Raw genomic sequence first — 15,951 nt, 5'->3', positions numbered from 1 at the left:
TGGGGGCGTGATCCGTTACGACGCCCTGGACGCCCTGCCCGTACGCGGTGCCCTGCCTGCTCTGCACGACGCCCTGGAGGGGCACGGCACGGCGGTGCTGGTCGCGCCGCCGGGCACCGGCAAGACGACGCTGGTGCCGCTCGCGCTGGCCGGGCTGCTGGGCGAGGGGCCCGAGCGGCGTGTGGTCGTGGCCGAGCCGCGGCGGATCGCGGCGCGGGCGGCGGCCCGGCGGATGGCGTGGCTGCTGGGTGAGAAGCCCGGCGCGAGCGTCGGGTACACCGTGCGCGGTGAGCGGGTCGTCGGACGGCACGCGCGCGTGGAGGTAGTCACGACCGGCGTGCTGTTGCAACGGCTCCAGCGGGACCAGGAGCTGACGGGCGTCGACGTGGTGGTGCTCGACGAGTGCCACGAGCGGCACCTGGACGCGGACACGACGGCGGCGTTCCTGTGGGACGTGCGGACGGCGCTGCGGCCCGAACTGCGTCTGGTGGCCGCGTCGGCCACGACGGACGCGGAGGGCTGGGCCCGGCTGCTGGGCGGGGCACCGGTGGTCGAGGCGCGCGGCGTGTCGTACCCCGTGGAGGTGGTGTGGGCGCCGCCGGCGCGTCCGGTCCGGCCGCCGCACGGGATGCGGGTGGACCCGGTACTGCTCGCGCACGTCGCGTCGGTGGTGCGGCGGGCGCTGGCCGAACGGGACGGGGACGTGCTGTGTTTCCTGCCCGGCGTCGGAGAGATCTCCCGCGTCGCCGGGCAACTGGGGGATATCGGAGGCGTCGACGTGCTCCAAGTGCACGGGCGGGCACCCGCGGCCGTGCAGGACGCGGTCCTGTCCCCCTCGGCACGGCGCCGGGTGGTACTCGCGACCTCGGTGGCCGAGTCGTCTCTGACGGTTCCGGGCGTACGGGTGGTCGTGGACGCGGGACTGGCGCGGGAGCCCCGGGTGGACCACGCGCGCGGGCTGAGCGCCCTGACGACGGTACGGGCCTCGCGGGCGGCGGCGCGGCAACGGGCGGGCCGGGCCGGGCGTGAGGCGCCGGGGGTGGTCTACCGCTGCTGGGCGGAGGCGGAGGACGCCCGTCTCCCGCGGTTCCCGGCGCCGGAGATCAAGGTGGCCGACCTGACGGCGTTCGCGTTGCAGGCGGCCTGCTGGGGCGACCCGGACGCGTCCGGGCTGGCGCTGCTCGATCCGCCGCCGGGCGGGGCGATGGCGGCGGCCCGGTTGGTGCTGACGGCGGTCGGCGCGGTGGACTCCGCCGGCCGGGCCACCGCGCGGGGCGTACGGCTGGCCCGCCTGGGCCTGCATCCACGGCTGGGGCGGGCGCTGCTCGACGCGGGGGCGCCGGGGGCGGTGGCGTCGGGCGCGGGGGCCACCGGCGGGGGCGTCTCCGGCGGAGGCCCCGCAGGCGCGGGCTCCCGTGCGGCCGCCTCGCACGCGACCGCGCGGGGTGCCGGGACTTCGGACAGGGGTGCGTCGGGCACGAACACCTCCGCCGCGCGGGCCCCGGACGAAGACCCCTCCCACGAACACACCTCGGGCTCCGGCGCGGGCGACTCCCGCGCGATCGCGGAGGTGGTCGCTCTGCTCAGTGAGGCGCCGCCGCGGGAGTACGGGGACGATCTGGTGGCCGCGCTGCGGGCCGCTCGGCGTGGCGGAGACGCCTATGGGACGCGTTGGCGGACCGAGGTGCGGCGGCTGCGGGCCGCCGCGGAGAGCGCCGGTCGGCCGGCGCGGGACGGCACCGACGACAGCATCGCGGGGCTGGTGGCCGCGCTGGCGTTTCCCGAGCGGGTGGCCAGGAAGGACGGCGGTTCGTACCTGATGGTCTCCGGCACCCGGGCGGAGCTGCCGGAGGCGTCGGCGCTGCGCGGGGCGCCGTGGATCGCCGTGGCCGTGGCCGACCGGCCCGTGGGGAAAGGGCACGCGCGCGTGCAGCTCGGGGCGGTCGTCGACGAGGGGACGGCCCGGCTCGCCGCGGGGGCGTTCCTGGAGGAACGGGACGAGGTGCACTGGGGCGACGGCGACGTCGTGGCCCGGCGTGTCGAACGGCTCGGGGCCGTGGAGCTCACCGTCCGGCCGCTCGCCGGCGCCGACTCCGGTCTCGTACGGAACGCGCTCCTTGAGGGGCTGCGGCAGGAAGGGCTCGGGTTGCTGCGCTGGTCGGCCGACGCGGACGTGCTGCGCAAGCGGCTCGCCTTTCTGCGGCGGCGGCTCGGCGAGCCCTGGCCGGACGTCTCCGACGACGCGCTGCGCGCGCGGGCGGACGAATGGCTGGAGCCCGAGCTGGGCCGGGCCCGGCGGCGGGCCGACCTGGCGCGCATCGACGCCGGTCAGGCGCTGACCCGGCTGCTGCCCTGGGCCTCCGGAGAGGCGGCACGGCTCGACGAACTCGCCCCCGAGCGGATCGTCGTCCCCAGTGGGTCCAGGATCCGGATCGACTACGACGACCCGGGCCGCCCTGTCCTCGCCGTGAAGTTGCAGGAGATGTTCGGGCTCCAGCGCTCGCCCGAGGTCGCCGGGGTGCCGCTCCTCGTCCACCTCCTCTCGCCCGCGGGCCGCCCGGCCGCGGTCACCGCCGACCTGGCCTCCTTCTGGAAGGACGGCTACAAGGGCGTACGTGCGGAGCTGCGCGGCCGGTACCCGAAGCACCCGTGGCCCGAGGACCCGGCCGCGGCGGAGCCGACGCGGCACACGAAGGCGCGCCTCGGGAAGTGACGAGGGCGCCCGTCCGCCACGGCGGAGGGGCGCCCTCGGTCGTTCCCGCGCGAGTCGCGCCTACGCGTCCGGTTCGGTCGACGGATCGGTCGACGGCTCGGAGGGGCTGGGCGAGGCGTCGGGCGAGGCGTCGCCGGACGGGCTCGGCGACGGCTCCGGCTCGGCCTCGGCGACCTTCAGCTGGACGTTGAGCGTGGCGCCGCCCGCGGTGGTGAGGCGGAGCACGAACGTGCCGGCGGTCTTGTCGGCGTACAGCTTCGGCAGCTTCAGCAGGCCCTTGGCGTCGGTCGTCAGGCCGGTCAGGGTGCGGACGGTCTTGCCGTCCGCGTCCTTGAAGTACGGACCCTTGTCGTTCTCGGTCGGGTCGAGCACCGACTTGATGAGCGTGGCGGTGACGGCGACCTTGTCCGCGGCGGCGCCCTTGTGCGTGGCCTTCACCTCGACCCGGTCCGCGAACTCGCCGCCCGGCGTGCAGGTCAGCGCGGTGTCGTCGGTGCGGGCGAGGACGTCGGCCACGCGCTCGGTGACGGTGGCCTTGTAGTCGAGGCCGGCGACGGTGCGGCCGACGACGGTGGCGCGGACGGTGAACGCGCCGGTCTTCTCACCGGCCACCAGGGCGGGCGCGACGGCCACGCCGGAGGCGTTGGTGGTGACCGCGGCGAACTTGTCGCCGCCGGTGAAGGTGGCGTCGGTGTCGCCCAGGACGGTGAAGCGGATCCGTACCTTGCCGACGGCCTTTCCGGCCTTGGTCTCGGCGCGGGTGCTGATCTTCTTGTCGAAGGTGTCGCCCGCGATCGCCGTGAGGCCCGTCGTACCGGCGTTCTCCAGGTGGTGGACCGTGTCCGTGGGGGTTTCGGTCTCGGGCGGAGTCTCCGGGTCGGACGGGTCCGTCGGGCCGGGGCTCGGGGAGCCCGTGTCGGGGGACTCGGACTCGTCGGGCGGGGTGGGCTTGTCCGGCTTCTCGGGGCTGGGGCTGGGACTGGGCGTCGTCGTGCCGGGGGCCCGGGGTCCGGTGGTCGCGCCCGTTCCGCCGGGCGTGGGGTCGGGCCCGCTCAGGTCGGTGTCGTCGTCGCTGCGGCCGACGGGCAGGGTGCCGGTGCCGTCCGGGATCTCGTGGGTGCCCTTGCGGTAGTGCTCCAGCCAGGACAGGACCGTGTGCAGGTAGTCCTGCGAGTTGTTGTAGCTGAGGATCGCCCGGTTGAGGTCGGCCTGGACGGACAGGTCCCAGCCGTTGCGGCACAGGTAGTGGCCGGCGGAGAGGGCGGCGTCGTAGATGTTGTTGGGGTCCTCCTTGCCGTCGGCATTGCCGTCGCGGCCCGCCCAGGCCCAGGTGGAGGGGATGAACTGCATGGGGCCGACGGCGTTGTCATAGGCGCTGTTGCCGTCGTAGACGCCGTTGTCGGTGTCCTTGATGAGCGCGAAGCCGTTGCCGTCGAGCTGCGGGCCGATGATCCGGCCGAGGGTGTTGCCCTGGGCGTCGACACGGCCACCGCGGGCCTGGCCCGACTCCACCTTGCCGATGGCGGCGAGGAGTTGCCACGGCAGATTGCAGCCGGGCTTGGACCGGCGCAGCGCCGACTCGGCCTTCTTGTAGGCGTCGAGGACCGTCGCGGGAATGCCCGCCTCGGACGGGCCCCGGGAGGCGGGGGTGCCGATGGTGGGGGCGGGGCTCGGGCTGTCGAGCGGCGGCAGGTCCGTGTAGTACGGCGAGTTGCCGGTGGCGCTCTCCTCGGAGGACGTGTCGGACGTCGGCACCTTGTCGGCTGTGGTCTGTCTGCCGTGGGCGTCTGCCGTCACGTTGGGGGCCTGGGACGCGGACAGGGCCGCGACCGCGACCGCTGCGACGGTGGTGGTGACCGCCGCCTTGCGGAGCCTCCTGTCGAAATGCGCCGCCATAGAGTGACCCCTCCCGTGGACGCCCACGCGTCCGTCTCCGTCTGTCTTCACCGGTCTTCGGCTGTCGTGCTCGCCCGTGGTACCCGCCCTGTTGTGACGATCGGTCCGTGTCGACGGTTGCACCGCAACTTTCCCCGCGCGGTGTTCGTCTGTTCGACCAGTACGGTGCCGCAGGCGACCCTACGACAACTTGCTTTGCACGGGCACCCGTTCGTGCCCGATATTCACCAGTTGGCCATATCAGGAGTTCTCTTGCCGTTCACCCTCAGTCATGCGGTCGCCGTGCTGCCGGCGGTACGGAGCGACGGTACCGGTCGGGGGCCGCTGGTGCCCGCAGTGCTGGTGGCGGGTTCCTTCGCGCCCGACATGACCTACTACGCGGCGAGTTTCCTGTCCGGGGCCATGGAGTTCGGGGACGTCACGCACTCCTTCCCGGGCGTCTTCACGGTCGACGTGATCATCGCCTGGGTGCTGGTGGCGGTGTGGCTGCTGGTCCGCGAGCCGCTGGTGGCCCTGCTGCCGCGGGCCGGGCAGGGCCGCGCGGCCACCCTGCTGCGCTGCGGGGCGCCACGCGCGCGCGTACGGCCGTCCCTCGTGGCGCGGTGGTACGTGTCGGCGGTGCTGGGGGCGCTGACGCACGTGGTGTGGGACGCGTTCACCCACCTCGACCGCTGGGGGATGCGGGTGTTCCCGGTGCTGGGCCGGGAGGTGGCGGGCTCGCCGCTCTACTGGTACCTGCAGTACGGCGGTTCCGCGGTGGCAGCGGTCGTGATCGCCGTGTTCCTGGCGCGCGCACTGCGCCGGACGCCCCGGGCCGAGCCGCTCGGCGTCCCGGTCCTCTCGGTACGGGACCGGTGGTGGGCCGGGGCGGTGCTGGGCGGCTGTGCGGTGGCCGGAGCTGTGCAGCGGGCGACCCGGTGGTGGGACTACTGGGGAGCCACCGCGAAGCCCTGGGAGCTGATCCCGACGGTGTGCTTCGGGGCGGGCGCGGGACTCGTCCCGGGCTTGCTGCTGTACGCCGTGGGGGTCAGGGCGTGGCGTCCGGCTCCGGTCCTCAGTGGTTCGGCCGGCGTCGGTAGGGAGCCGAGCCGCCGGGTCCCGCACTGAGGGTGTCGGCGGTGGCGACGAACACGGTGAAGGTCTGTGCGGGACGTGACCGCGGCAGCAGGGTGAGGGCCAGCGCCAGGTAGCCGCGGGTCAGGTCGGCCCACAGACGCCAGGCGGGCGTTTCGCGCGGGGCCGCGGCGGTCGGGTCCCGGTGGACGAGTCTGCGGCGGAGGTCTGCCGCGGTGCGGCGCAGGGCCGTCGCGAGGGTGGTGGGGATGCGGCCGGTACTCGCGCCGGGCGCGACGACCGGGACCGGTGGGAGCGGCACGCGGTCGGGTCCGTCTGTGCTTGCCCGTGCCGGTGTCGTCCGGTGGTGGAGCATGCGTATACCCATGCCCGCATCCTCACGGAGGACGGAGGCGGGGGCGTTTCCGCGAGGGCCACCTGAGTGACGGGCCCTGCGGGGCGGGCGGATGAGTGACGGCCCTGCGGCGGGCGGAGGGCGCGGACGTGGGCCGGGCGGGGCGTCGTCGATGCCCGCCCGTACGCACGACCACGGCCCACGCCCGGCGCCCCGCGCCCGGTGGCTAGTGCGCCGCCGACTCCCAGTCCGCCCCCGAGCCCACCGAGACGCCCAGGGGGACGCTGAGCCGCACCGCGTTGGCCATTTCGCGGCGGACGAGTTCCTCCGCCGTCGCGCGCTCGCCGGGGGCGATCTCCAGGACGATTTCGTCGTGGACCTGGAGCAGCATGCGGGACGTGAGGCCGGCCTCGCGCAGCGCCTTGTCCACGTTGAGCATGGCGATCTTGACGATGTCGGCCGCCGTGCCCTGGATCGGGGCGTTCAGGGCCATGCGCTCGGCCGCCTCGCGGCGCTGGCGGTTGTCGCTGTTGAGGTCGGGCAGATAGCGGCGGCGCCCGAAGAGGGTCGCCGTGTAACCAGTCGCCCGTGCCTCGTCGACGACCCGGCGCAGGTAGTCCCGTACGCCGCCGAAACGCTCGAAGTAGGCGTCCATGAGGCCGCGCGCCTCGGCCGCCTCGATGTTCAGCTGCTGGGAGAGGCCGAAGGCCGAGAGTCCGTACGCCAGGCCGTAGGACATCGCCTTGATCTTGCGGCGCATCTCCGCGTCGACCGCGGACTGCTCGACGGAGAAGACCTGCGCGGCGGCGGTGGTGTGCAGGTCCTCGCCCGAGGTGAACGCCTCGGTCAGGCCCTCGTCCTCGGACAGGTGGGCCATCACCCGCAGCTCGATCTGGCTGTAGTCGGCCGTCATCAGGGACTCGAAGCCCTCGCCGACGACGAAGCCGCGGCGGATCGCGCGGCCCTCGTCGGTGCGGACCGGGATGTTCTGCAGGTTCGGGTCGGTGGAGGAGAGGCGGCCGGTCGCGGCGACCGTCTGGTTGAACGTGGTGTGGATGCGGCCGTCCGCGGCGATCGTCTTGATCAGGCCCTCCACCGTGACGCGCAGCTTGGCCTGCTCACGGTGCCGGAGCATGATGACCGGCAGTTCGTTGTCGGTCTGGGCGGCCAGCCAGGCCAGAGCGTCGGCGTCGGTGGTGTAACCGGTCTTGGTCTTCTTGGTCTTGGGGAGGTTCAGCTCGCCGAAGAGGACTTCCTGGAGCTGCTTGGGCGAGCCCAGGTTGAACTCGCGGCCGGCCGCCGCGTGCGCCTCCTTCACCGCCTGCTGGACGGCGCCCGCGAACATCTGCTCCATGGCCTGCAGGTGTTCCCGGTCGGCCGCGATGCCGTGCCGCTCCATGCGGGCCAGCAGCGCGGACGTGGGCAGCTCCATGTCGCGCAGCAGGTCCGCCGCGCCGACGTCCGCCAGGCGGCCCTCGAAGGCCTCGCCCAGGTCGAGGATGGCGCGGGCCTGCACCATCAGCGCCTCGGCCTCGGCGCCCTCGTCCGCCCCGAAGGCCAGCTGGCCGTCGGCCGCGGCGGCGGGGGCCAGCTCGCGGTGCAGGTACTCCAGGGACAGCGCGTCCAGGTCGAAGGAGCGGCGGCCCGGCTTGACCAGGTAGGCGGCGAGCGCGGTGTCCATGCCGACGCCGGCGACGCTCCAGCCGTGCTCGGCGAAGACGCGCATCGCGCCCTTGGCGTTGTGGAAGACCTTCGGCCGGTCCGCGTCGGACAGCCAGGCCGTGAACGCCGCCTCGTCGGCCTCGTCCGCCTCCGTCGGGTCGAACCAGGCGGCCTTGCCGTCGGGCGCGGCGAGCGCGACCTCGGCGACCGAGCCGGTGCCCAGCGCCCAGGTGTCGACCGTGGCGATACCGAGGGTCTGGGTGCCGTGCTCGGCGAGCCAGCCGGCCAGCTCGCCCGTGCCCAGCACCGTGCCGTCCAGCTCGACGCCGTCCGCCACGACCGGCGCGGCCTCGGCCTCCTCGGCCCCCGGGTCGACGGCGTAGAGCCGCTCGCGCAGCGACGGGTTGCGGATCTCCAGGGTGTCCAGGATCACCGCGACGCCCTTGCGGTCGTACGCCGTGCGCTCCAGGTCGGTGACGGCCTTCGGCAGCTCGACCCGACGCTCCAGCTCGGTGAGCCGGCGGTTGAGCTTGACGGACTCCAGGTGGTCGCGGAGGTTCTGCCCCGCCTTGCCCTTGACCTCGTCGACGCGCTCGACCAGGTCGGCGAAGGACCCGAACTGGTTGATCCACTTCGCGGCGGTCTTCTCGCCGACGCCCGGGATGCCCGGCAGGTTGTCGGACGGGTCGCCGCGCAGGGCCGCGAAGTCGGGGTACTGGGCGGGGGTCAGCCCGTACTTCTCGAATACCTTCTCCGGCGTGAAGCGGGTCAGCTCGGAGACGCCCTTGGTCGGATACAGGACCGTGGTGTGCTCGCTGACCAGCTGGAAGGAGTCCCGGTCGCCGGTGACGATCAGCACGTCGAAGCCCTCGGCCTCGGCCTGCGTGGCGAGTGTGGCGATGACGTCGTCGGCCTCGAAGCCCTCGACGGCGAAGCGCTGCACGTGCATGGCGTCGAGCAGCTCGCCGATCAGCTCGACCTGGCCCTTGAACTCGTCCGGGGTCTTGGAGCGGTTCGCCTTGTACTCGGTGAACTCCTCGGAGCGCCAGGTCTTGCGGGAGACGTCGAACGCCACCGCGAAGTGCGTGGGCGCCTCGTCACGCAGCGTGTTGGCCAGCATCGACGCGAAGCCGTAGATCGCGTTGGTCGGCTGGCCCGTCGCGGTGGTGAAGTTCTCCGCGGGCAGCGCGAAGAACGCGCGGTAGGCCAGCGAGTGCCCGTCCATGAGCATCAGGCGCGGGCGGGCGCCGCCGGAGGTGTTGTCGGTCTGCTTCGCTGCTGTCTCTGCCACGTCCCCGATCCTGCCACGGACCACTGACACTCGGCCCCGCCCTCAGCCTGCCGCGCCCCTACCGGCCCGGTCGTCCCGCCTGGCGCGGGTTCCCGGCCGTCCCGCCGGTGCGGGTCCGGTCACCCTGTGTCGCGGCGGCCCGAGTTGCCGGACGCGAGCATCGTTCCCGGCCGCCGCCCTTCGCCCGGCCTCCGTCGCTGTCACTGGGGCGTGCGAGGATCGGAGACGTACCTCACACGTGTACGCGAAGGAGCGCGCGATGGCCACCAAGCCGCCCAAGGGTGATCCGGTTCAGGACGCGCCCCAGGTCACGAAGGTCCAGCACGCGGCGGCCGGCATCCCGGCCATCGGCCACACCCTGCGCATGGCACAGCGGCAGATGGGCGTGAAGCGGACCGCGCTGACACTGCTGAGCGTCAACCAGAAGGACGGCTTCGACTGCCCGGGCTGCGCCTGGCCGGAGCCGGACCACCGGCACAAGGCGGAATTCTGCGAGAACGGCGCGAAGGCCGTGGCCGAGGAGGCCACCCTGCGCCGGGTCACCCCGGAGTTCTTCGCCGCGCACTCCGTCGCCGACCTCGCGACCCGCAGCGGCTACTGGCTGGGCCAGCAGGGCCGGCTCACGCACCCGGTGTACCTCCCGGAGGGCGGCGAGCACTACGAACCGGTCACCTGGGAGCGCGCCTTCGACATCGTCGCGGAGGAGATCGCGGCCCTGGACTCGCCCGACGAGTCCGTCTTCTACACCTCCGGGCGCACCAGCAACGAGGCGGCCTTCCTCTACCAGCTCTTCGCGCGCGAGCTCGGCACGAACAACCTGCCGGACTGCTCCAACATGTGCCACGAGTCGTCCGGCTCGGCCCTGTCGGAGACCATCGGCATCGGCAAGGGCAGCGTCCTGCTGGAGGACCTCTACAAGTCCGATCTGATCATCGTGGCCGGCCAGAACCCGGGCACCAACCACCCGCGCATGCTCTCCGCGCTGGAGCGGGCCAAGGCGAACGGCGCGAAGATCATCAGCGTCAACCCGCTGCCCGAGGCCGGCCTGGAGCGCTTCAAGAACCCGCAGACCCCCAAGGGGCTCACCACGGGCGCCGCGCTCACCGACCTTTTCCTGCAGATCCGCCTCGGCGGCGACCAGGCCCTGTTCCGGCTCCTGAACAAGCTGATCCTGGAGACGGAGGGCGCGGTCGACGAGGCCTTCGTCGAGGAGCACACGCACGGTTACGAGGAGTTCGCCGAGGCCGCCCGCGCCGCCGACTGGGACGAGACGCTCACGGCGACCGGCCTCACGCGCGCGGAGATCGGGGAAGCCCTGCGCTTGGTGCTCGCCTCGAAGCGCACCATCGTGTGCTGGGCGATGGGTCTGACCCAGCACAAGCACTCCGTGCCCACCATCCGCGAGGTCGTGAACTTCCTCCTCCTGCGCGGCAACATCGGCCGGCCGGGCGCGGGCGTCTGCCCGGTGCGCGGCCACTCCAACGTGCAGGGCGACCGCACGATGGGCATCTTCGAGCGCCCCGCGCCCGCCTTCCTGGACGCGCTGGAGAAGGAGTTCGGCTTCGCCCCGCCGCGCGAGCACGGCTACGACGTCGTACGCGCCATCCGCGCGCTGCGCGACGGCGAGGCGAAGGTCTTCTTCGCCATGGGCGGCAACTTCGTCTCCGCCTCCCCCGACACGGAGGTCACCGAGGCGGCCATGCGCCGCGCCCGCCTGACCGTGCACGTCTCGACAAAGCTGAACCGCTCGCACGCCGTCACGGGCGCGCGGGCGCTGATCCTGCCGACGCTCGGCCGTACGGAGCGCGATCTCCAGAGCGGCGGCGAGCAGTTCGTGACCGTCGAGGACTCCATGGGCATGGTGCACGCATCCCGCGGCCGGCTGGAGCCCGCGAGCACGCGACTGCTGTCCGAGCCCGCGATCGTGTGCCGACTGGCGCGCCGGGTGCTGGGCGAGGACAGCCGCACGCCGTGGGAGGAGTTCGAGAAGGACTACGCGACGATCCGCGACCGCATCGGGCGCGTGATCCCGGGCTTCGAGGACTTCAACGCGCGCGTGGCGCACCCCGGGGGCTTCGCCCTCCCCCACGCCCCGCGCGACGAGCGCCGCTTCCCGACGGCCACCGGCAAGGCCAACTTCACCGCCGCGCCGATCGAGTACCCCGAGTTGCCCGAGGGGCGGCTGCTGCTCCAGACGCTGCGCTCGCACGACCAGTACAACACCACGATCTACGGTCTGGACGACCGTTACCGGGGCATCAGGAACGGCCGCCGGGTCGTCCTGGTCAACCCGGCGGACGCCCGGAGGCTGGACGTCCCCGACGGTTCGTACGTCGACCTGGTCAGCGAGTGGAAGGACGGGGTGGAGCGGCGGGCGCCCGGCTTCCGTGTCGTGCACTATCCGACGGCCCGGGGCTGCGCGGCGGCGTACTACCCGGAGACCAACGTCCTGGTGCCGCTGGACGCCACCGCGGACACCAGTAACACCCCGGCCAGCAAGTCCGTCGTCGTCCGTCTGGAACAATCGGCGACCGACTGAGCGTTTGCTCAGTCGAGCCGACGGCCACACCGGCCGGCCGGCGACTCAGGCAGACGGAGTTACGAACGGAGCCGGCCCATGGGCGAGCAGCAGCAGGTGCAGTTCCCGCAGGAGGTCATCGACGAGTACGCCGCGCTCGGCGTCGACCTGCCCGCGCTCTTCTCCGCCGGGCACCTCGGGACCCGCATGGGCGTCCAGATCCTCGAGGCATCGGCCGACCGCGTCGTCGGCACCATGCCGGTGGAGGGCAACACCCAGCCGTACGGACTGCTGCACGGCGGGGCCTCGGCGGTGCTGGCCGAGACGCTCGGGTCGGTCGGCTCGATGCTGCACGGCGGCAGCACCAAGATCGCCGTCGGCGTCGACCTGAACTGCACGCACCACCGCGGGGCCCGCTCCGGCCTCGTCACCGGCGTGGCCACGCCGGTGCACCGGGGCCGGTCGACCGCGACGTACGAGATCGTGATCAGCGACGAGCAGGACCGCCGCGTGTGCACCGCCCGGCTGACCTGCCTGCTGCGGGACGTGAACCCGGGCGACGGGGCGCGGGCCGGCGCGGCAGGCTGAGCGGCACGCGGGCGGCCGGGGGCCCACTCCCGCCCGCACAACGCTGCCGACGCCCGCACAACGCTGCCGACGCCCGCACAACGCTGCCGGCGGCCGCACATGAGGCCACGTCTCCCTCCCGGCCGCGGGCCCTTGCCACCCACGGCGTCACTCCCGGCCACGGGCTTTCGCCACCCACGGCACCCCTCCCGGCCACGGCATTGCTCCCGGCCGCCCGGCGCCCTAACTTCAGGGCATGGGACGGGGAAGGGCCCCCTGGTCGGGGGCGGCGGCTCGGCGGTTCCGGTTCGCGCCCGGACTGCTCGCTCTCGCGCTGACACTGCCGACCGCCGCCCTGGCGGTTGGCTGTGGCAACTCCGGCGCCGAGAGGCCCGGTTCCGGCGACACCGCCCGAGCGACCGCGTCCGCATCCGCATCCGCATCCGCACAAGGCAGCCTCTCCCCCGAGGAGTTGTGCACGAGCGCCGTCGGCTACTGGGCACGCGAGATACTGGCCGGCAAGACCCCCTACGGCGACTACCAGTCGATGGGACTGTCCAACGCGCAGTACGACATCCTGCGGGAGGTCGTGGACGCCGCACAGGCCACGAAGCGCGACCAAGGCCCCCGAGCGGCCGAGAAGTTGATCGACCGTCAGGTAAGCGACTCCTGCGCCGACCAGTACCGCGCCGGCGCCCCGAGCGACGGCCCGTGGCAGTGAGCGGCACCGGCCCCGTCGAGCCGGGCGAGGGCACCCACGACCGGGGCGGCCCGGACACTCCCCGGCCGTCCGCCCGGCGCCGTGGGCGGCCCGCCCGGTACTACGACCGCCACCGCCGGGCGGTCCTCACCACCGCCGCGGCCGCCATGACCCTGGCGGGCGGCGGCTATCTGTACGCCGACCGACCGCAGCCTCCTCCCCCTCCCCCGCCGCCACACCCTTCCCAGGCGGTCGACCTCGACTACCTGGACGCGGTGCCCGCTCCCGGCGACGACTTCAGTTTCGCGGTGCGGCTGAGCGTGCGGTCCGGCCCGCCCGTCACCGTGACACGACTCGACCAGCCCTACGCCGGCATCTCGATGACCGCGTCACCCGCCGCGCCTTTCCAGACAAAGGCGCATTCCGCCCGCAAGATCATCGTCACTCTTCGGGTGACGGAATGCGAAAAAGCGCCGCGGAACCTCTCACTCCCTTTCCTGCATGTAACGCTGCGTAATGCGCGTGCAATACAAGCCCACAGTTTCATCCTCGGGACGCACTATGCGCAGGACCTCTCCCACGCCCTCGAGGTCGCCTGCAGCAACGAATCCAGGTAATCACCAAAACGCCCCAGACGCCTGAACGCGGGCCGCCGGTCCTGCAAGTTCTCACCATGCGGACAGGGCGAATCGGACGGAATTCCGCGGTTCTTCCCAGCCAGTACCGCTCTGCATTACCCCGTGTCATAACAAGAGCGTCACAGCATGAGTCAGACCCTCCTCCACGTTCCCCACACACGCTTAGAGTCACGGCCAGTCACCGCGCCGTCCGATTGTCACTTCGGCCCAGCGCTCGACTCGGCCGCCTCCACGGGGAAGTGGCTGTGCCAGGGAAAGGACTGATCGTGCGTCAACGTTCGCTCATCGCCATCACCGCCGCTCTGGCGGCGGGAGCACTCACCCTCACCGCCTGCGGCTCGCGCGACGACGACGGCGGCTCGGACTCCGGCAACGGCGACGGCGGTGGCACCACCGTCGTCATCGGCGTCGACGCCCCGCTGACCGGCGACCTGTCCGCGCTGGGCCTCGGTATCAAGAACTCGGCGGACCTCGCGGCCAAGACCGCCAACAAGGACAAGCACGTCGAGGGCATAACCTTCAAGGTCGAAGCCCTCGACGACCAGGGCCAGCCCTCCGTGGGCCAGCAGAACGCCAGCCAGTTCGTCGCCAACGACAAGGTTCTCGGCGTCGTAGGCCCGCTGAACTCCTCGGTCGGCGAGTCCATGCAGCAGGTCTTCGAGTCCGGCAACATGGCCCTGGTCTCCCCGGCCAACACCGGCCCCTCGCTGACCCAGGGCCCGGACTGGCGCACCGAGAAGAAGCGCCCGTTCAAGACCTACTTCCGCACCGCGACCACCGACGCCATCCAGGGTCCGTTCGCCGCGCAGTACGTCTTCAACGACTTCAAGAAGACGAAGGCCTTCGTCATCGACGACAAGAAGACCTACGGCGCGGGCCTCGCCGGCACCTTCACCGACGAGTTCAAGAAGCTCGGTGGCAAGGTCGTCGGAACCGAGCACATCAACCCGGACACCAAGGACTTCTCCGCGGTCGCCACCAAGGTCAAGAACTCGGGCGCCGACGTCGTCTACTACGGCGGCGAATACCCGCAGGCCGGCCCGCTCAGCAAGCAGATCAAGAGCACCGGCGCCAAGATTCCGCTGGTCGGCGGTGACGGCATCTACAGCGCCGACTTCATCAAGCTCGCCGGCGCCAGCGGTACCGGTGACCTGGCCACCTCCGTCGGCGCGCCCGTCGAGGAACTGCCCTCCGCCAAGGAATTCGTCGCCAACTACAAGGCCGGCGGCTACAAGGAGCCCTTCGAGGCCTACGGCGGCTACTCCTACGACTCCGCCTGGGCCATCATCGAGGCCGTCAAGACGGTCGTCGAGAAGAACGACGGCAAGCTCCCCGACGACGCCCGAGGCCAGGTCGTCGAGGCCATGCAGAACGTCTCCTTCGACGGAGTGACCGGCAAGGTCTCCTTCGACGAGTTCGGTGATGCCACCAACAAGCAGCTGACCGTGTACGCCGTCGAGAACGGCGACTGGAAGGCCGTGAAGTCCGGCACCTACACCGGCTGAGTCGTCCGACGAGACACCCGCACCACCAAGAGCCGCGCGGGGCGCTGTTCCACAGGCGCCCCGCGCGGACGCACACCCGGCCACATCCGTCGAACATCCGAACCTCTCGGAGGACATGCGGTGAACGAACTGCCGCAGCAGCTGGTCAACGGCCTGCTACTGGGATCCATGTACGGGCTGATCGCCATTGGCTACACGATGGTCTACGGCATCGTCCAGCTCATCAACTTCGCCCACGGCGAGATCTTCATGACCGGCGCCTTCGGCGCGCTCACGGTCTACATCTACATCCTGCCCGACGGCACCTCCATGCTGATCGCCCTGCCCCTGATGATCCTCGGCGCAGTGATCGTCTCGGTGACCGTCGCCATCGGGGCTGAACGTTTCGCCTACCGCCCCCTGCGCGGTGGCCCCCGCCTCGCCCCGCTCATCACCGCCATCGGCCTCTCCCTCGCCCTCCAGCAGGCGATCTGGGCCTGGTACCCCGACGCGAAGTCCGCCCGCACCTTCCCCCAGATCGAGGGCGGCCCCTTCCACATCGGCGGCGTCACCCTGCAGACCGGCAGCATCTTCCTGCTCATCGCCGCCCCCGTCAGCATGGCCTTCCTCGGCTACTTCGTCATGAAGACCCGCACCGGACGCGGCATGCAGGCCACCGCCCAGGACCCCGACACCGCCAAGCTGATGGGCGTCAACACCGACCGCATCATCGTGATCGCGTTCGCCCTCGGCGCCGTGTTCGCCGCCATCGGCGGAGTCGCCTACGGCCTGGAATACGGCCACGTCGACTTCAAGATGGGCTTCATCCTCGGACTCAAGGCCTTCACCGCGGCCGTCCTCGGCGGCATCGGCAACATCTACGGCGCCATGATCGGCGGTGTCGTCCTCGGCATCGCCGAAACCCTGGCCACCGCCTACATCGGCGACATCCCCGGCCTCGGCCAGTTCGGCAGCCAGTCCTGGGCGGACGTCTGGGCCTTCATCCTCCTCATCCTTGTGCTGTTGTTCAGGCCACAGGGCCTGCTCGGCGAGCGCGTCGCGGACAGGGCGTGA

At 72.1% G+C, this 15,951-nt stretch carries 11 protein-coding genes; 8 read left to right on the top strand and 3 right to left on the bottom strand.

All coding sequences use genetic code 11. The annotated features are described in order from the left end of the window. Window positions 1-7 precede the first annotated feature (7 nt). Window positions 8-2,713 carry an ATP-dependent helicase C-terminal domain-containing protein gene (locus RI578_RS29360; RefSeq protein WP_310873879.1) on the top strand — a complete coding sequence of 902 codons (2,706 nt, stop codon included), beginning with the start codon at window positions 8-10 and terminating at the stop codon, window positions 2,711-2,713. Window positions 2,714-2,773: 60 nt separating this feature from the next. Here the strand turns inward: RI578_RS29360 and RI578_RS29355 are convergent, their stop codons facing one another. Continuing rightward, entirely contained in the window at window positions 2,774-4,609 is a 1,836-nt protein-coding gene (locus tag RI578_RS29355; protein WP_310873878.1) for a lytic transglycosylase domain-containing protein, read from the bottom strand. 252 nt (window positions 4,610-4,861) lie between these two features. On the opposite strand from RI578_RS29355, the gene RI578_RS29350 reads away from it, so the two are divergent. Then, window positions 4,862-5,716 (top strand): DUF4184 family protein, encoded by an 855-nt coding sequence (locus RI578_RS29350; RefSeq protein WP_310873877.1) that lies wholly within the window; start codon window positions 4,862-4,864, stop codon window positions 5,714-5,716. Here the strand turns inward: RI578_RS29350 and RI578_RS29345 are convergent. Next, complete coding sequence (locus RI578_RS29345; RefSeq protein WP_310873876.1) at window positions 5,664-6,050, bottom strand: hypothetical protein; 387 nt, start codon at window positions 6,048-6,050, stop codon at window positions 5,664-5,666. The two genes, RI578_RS29350 and RI578_RS29345, sit on opposite strands and share 53 nt — an antisense overlap. Window positions 6,051-6,243: 193 nt before the next feature. After that, window positions 6,244-8,970 (bottom strand): DNA polymerase I, encoded by a 2,727-nt coding sequence (gene polA, locus RI578_RS29340; protein ID WP_310873875.1) that lies wholly within the window; start codon window positions 8,968-8,970, stop codon window positions 6,244-6,246. A gap of 259 nt (window positions 8,971-9,229) precedes the next feature. Between polA and RI578_RS29335 the strand changes: the two genes are divergently transcribed. The 6 genes from RI578_RS29335 to RI578_RS29310 all read left to right on the top strand — a co-directional run bounded on the left by RI578_RS29335 (window position 9,230) and on the right by RI578_RS29310 (window position 15,951). Next, window positions 9,230-11,509, top strand: a complete 2,280-nt coding sequence (locus RI578_RS29335; protein WP_310873874.1) for an FdhF/YdeP family oxidoreductase — start codon at window positions 9,230-9,232, stop codon at window positions 11,507-11,509. A gap of 78 nt (window positions 11,510-11,587) precedes the next feature. Next, entirely contained in the window at window positions 11,588-12,076 is a 489-nt protein-coding gene (locus tag RI578_RS29330; RefSeq protein WP_310873873.1) for a hotdog fold thioesterase, read from the top strand. Window positions 12,077-12,311: 235 nt separating this feature from the next. Beyond that, window positions 12,312-12,776 carry a hypothetical protein gene (locus tag RI578_RS29325; RefSeq protein ID WP_310873872.1) on the top strand — a complete coding sequence of 155 codons (465 nt, stop codon included), beginning with the start codon at window positions 12,312-12,314 and terminating at the stop codon, window positions 12,774-12,776. Continuing rightward, window positions 12,773-13,372, top strand: a complete 600-nt coding sequence (locus RI578_RS29320; RefSeq protein ID WP_310875894.1) for a Tat pathway signal sequence domain protein — start codon at window positions 12,773-12,775, stop codon at window positions 13,370-13,372. The genes RI578_RS29325 and RI578_RS29320 overlap by 4 nt, the downstream gene beginning before the upstream one ends. A 287-nt stretch (window positions 13,373-13,659) precedes the next feature. Next, on the top strand, window positions 13,660-14,898 hold the full coding sequence (locus RI578_RS29315; protein WP_310873871.1) for a branched-chain amino acid ABC transporter substrate-binding protein: 1,239 nt from the start codon (window positions 13,660-13,662) through the stop codon (window positions 14,896-14,898). 120 nt (window positions 14,899-15,018) lie between these two features. Then, window positions 15,019-15,951 (top strand): branched-chain amino acid ABC transporter permease, encoded by a 933-nt coding sequence (locus tag RI578_RS29310; RefSeq protein ID WP_310873870.1) that lies wholly within the window; start codon window positions 15,019-15,021, stop codon window positions 15,949-15,951.

The sequence above is a fragment of the Streptomyces sp. BB1-1-1 genome, assembly GCF_031597775.1.
GTDB lineage: Bacteria > Actinomycetota > Actinomycetes > Streptomycetales > Streptomycetaceae > Streptomyces > Streptomyces thinghirensis.
This window is presented reverse-complemented; position numbering and strand designations above follow the sequence as displayed.

Bases quoted from the DNA above. Each gene is read 5' to 3' on its own strand.
- RI578_RS29355 (WP_310873878.1), bottom strand. From the start codon at position 4,609: ATGGCGGCGCATTTCGACAGGAGGCTCCGCAAGGCGGCGGTCACCACC.
- RI578_RS29345 (WP_310873876.1), bottom strand. From the start codon at position 6,050: ATGGGTATACGCATGCTCCACCACCGGACGACACCGGCACGGGCAAGC.
- RI578_RS29335 (WP_310873874.1), top strand. From the start codon at position 9,230: ATGGCCACCAAGCCGCCCAAGGGTGATCCGGTTCAGGACGCGCCCCAG.
- RI578_RS29330 (WP_310873873.1), top strand. From the start codon at position 11,588: ATGGGCGAGCAGCAGCAGGTGCAGTTCCCGCAGGAGGTCATCGACGAG.
- RI578_RS29325 (WP_310873872.1), top strand. From the start codon at position 12,312: ATGGGACGGGGAAGGGCCCCCTGGTCGGGGGCGGCGGCTCGGCGGTTC.